The organism is Candidatus Deferrimicrobiaceae bacterium, from assembly GCA_035256765.1.
Taxonomy (GTDB): domain Bacteria; phylum Desulfobacterota; class Deferrimicrobia; order Deferrimicrobiales; family Deferrimicrobiaceae; genus CSP1-8.
This window is the reverse complement of record DATEXR010000318.1, coordinates 1-2,689: the sequence shown is the minus strand read 5'-3', so window position 1 is coordinate 2,689 and position 2,689 is coordinate 1. Positions and strand designations below refer to the sequence as shown.

General features: G+C 64.3%; 1 protein-coding gene. It reads left to right on the top strand.

Annotation, left to right across the window (positions count from 1 at the left end; genetic code table 11):
• A partial coding sequence (locus tag VJ307_11120; protein HJX74687.1) for a CusA/CzcA family heavy metal efflux RND transporter occupies positions 1–2,689 on the top strand: 2,689 nt, incomplete at both ends.

The window sequence follows — 2,689 nt, the reverse complement described above, 5'->3', positions numbered from 1 at the left end:
CTCAAGAACCGGTTCCTGACGATCCTGGGGAGCGTTGTCATCCTGCTGTGGGGGATCTGGGCGCTCCTGCGGACGCCTGTGGACGCCATCCCGGACCTCTCCGACAACCAGATCATCGTCTACACGATGTGGGAAGGTCGGTCCCCTCAGATCATCGAGGACCAGGTCACCTACCCCCTGGCGACCAACCTCCAGGGTCTGCCCCACGTCCGAGCGGTCCGCTCCACGACGATGTTCGGCGCCTCGATGATCTACGTGATCTTCGAGGACAAGGTGGACCTCTACTGGGCGCGCAGCCGCGTGCTGGAGCGGCTGAACCAGCTCGGGGACCGGATGCCCAAGGGGGTCACCCCGGTGCTGGGTCCCGACGGCACGGGGGTCGGCCACGTCTACTGGTATCACCTAAAGAGCGACAGGTACGACCTGGGCGAAATGCGAGCCATCCAGGACTGGTACCTGCGGTATCCCCTCCAGGCGGTTTCGGGCGTGGCCGAGGTGGCCTCCATCGGCGGGTTCGTGAAGCAGTACCAGGTCGATCTCGATCCGGTGAAGCTCCTGGCCTACCGGGTCCCCGTCAAGGCGGTCACCCAGGCGGTGTCCATGGCGAACCGCGAGGTGGGCGGCAACGTCATCGAGGAAAACGCGATGGAGTACCAGGTCCGCGGCCGGGGATATCTCCGGTCGAAGGAGGACGTGGAAAACATCGTCGTCGGCACCTCGCTTTCCGGAACGCCCATTTATGTAAAGAACCTGGGGGTCGTCCAGATGGGCGGGGCTTCACGCCGCGGGCTCCTCGACGTCAACGGCGAGGGAGAGGTCGCCGGCGGGATCATCGTCATGCGGTATGGCGAGAACGCGCAGAAGGTGATCGAGCGGGTCAAGGCGAAGCTGAAAGAGCTTGCCCCGGGGCTTCCTCCCGGCGTGACGGTCGAGACGTCCTACGACCGCAGCGATCTCATCCAGAAGGCGATCGACACCCTCAAGGGCGCGTTGATCGAGGAAGTGATCCTCGTCACGCTGGCGCATATCATCTTCCTGTGGCACTTCCGGTCGATCCTGATCGTGACCTCGCCGCTGCCGCTGGCCATCCTGGTCGCCTTCATCTTCATGCACTACGTGGGGCTCAATTCCAACATCATGAGCCTGGGGGGGATCGCCATCGCGATCGGCGTGCTGGTCGACGCCGGGATCGTGATGACGGAGAACGTGATCCGCCACGCCGAGCAGTACGGCGAGGGGTACGAGAAGAACATCCTCTCCATCACCGAAAAGGCCGCCCACCTGGTGGGCCGGCCGATCTTCTATGCCATGGCGATCATCATCCTGGCGTTCGTCCCGGTCTTCGCCCTGACCGGCCTGGAAGGAAAGATGTTCCATCCCCTGGCCTTCACCAAGACGTTCGCGATGGTGGGGTCCACCTTCATCGCGGTCACGCTCGTGCCCGTCCTGTGCTCGTTCCTTGTCCGCGGCAAGCTGCACAAGGAAGAGGACAACTGGACGATGAAATCCCTGATGAAGGTGTACAAGCCGGCGCTCAACTGGGCGCTTGACAACCGGAAGAAGACGGTGGCGATCGCCGCGGCCCTGTTCTCGATCGCGATCGTCATGGTGACGCGCATCGGCAGGGAGTTCATGCCGCCCCTGAACGAGGGGAGCCTGCTCTTCATGCCGGTGACCTTGCCCAACATCTCGATCAACGAGGCGAAGCGGCTCATCACCATCCAGGACAAGATCATCAAGGAGACCCCGGAGGTGGAGCACGTCCTGGGGAAAGTGGGCCGGGCCGAGACCTCCACCGACCCCTCCCCCGTCTCCATGTTCGAGACGATCATCCTGCTCAAGCCCAAAGACAAGTGGCGCAAGGGGATGACCCAGGAGAAGCTCATCGGCGAGTTGAACGCCAGGCTCCAGATCCCCGGAGTGGGCAATGGCTGGACGATGCCGATCATCAACCGGATCAACATGCTCTCCACGGGCGTCCGGACCGACCTTGGTGTCAAGATTTACGGGGACGACCTCAACCAATTATCGGACCTTGCGGTCACGGCCGGCGAGGTCCTCAAGAAGGTGCCGGGAGCGGTGGACGTGGTCGCCGAGCGGACATTGGGGGGGACCTACCTCGACATTGTCCCCGACCGGGAAGCGGCCGCGCGGTATGGCCTCAACGTGGATGACATCAACGACGTGATCGAGACGGTCCTCGGCGGCATGCCGGTGACCAACACCATCGAGGGGCGGCAGCGCTTCCCCGTCCGAGTCCGGTTCCTGTGGGACTACCGGCAGGACATCGAGAAGATCAAGCGGATCCCGATCCCCCGGGGGCCCGTGGTGAGCGCCTCGGCCGCTCCCGCCTCCGCTCCCGCAGGCGGCGGGGGGGGGATGGGCCAGGGCGGTGGAGGCGGCGCCCCCATGGGAAGCGGGGGCGGGCAGATCACCCTCGGCCAGGTGGCGAAGATCTCCGTCTCCCCGGGCCCCGCGATGATCAGCGCGGAGAACTCCTTCCTGCGTTCGGTCGTGTTCCTGAACGTACGGGGGCGGGACATGGGGAGGTTCGTCGACGAGGCGAAGGAGTACCTGGCGAAGAACCTGAAGCTCCCGCCCGGCTACTTTATCGAGTGGTCGGGGCAGTACGAGAGCCAGATCCGGGCGAAGAAGACGCTCCAGGTCGTGGTGCCGATGGTGTTCCTCA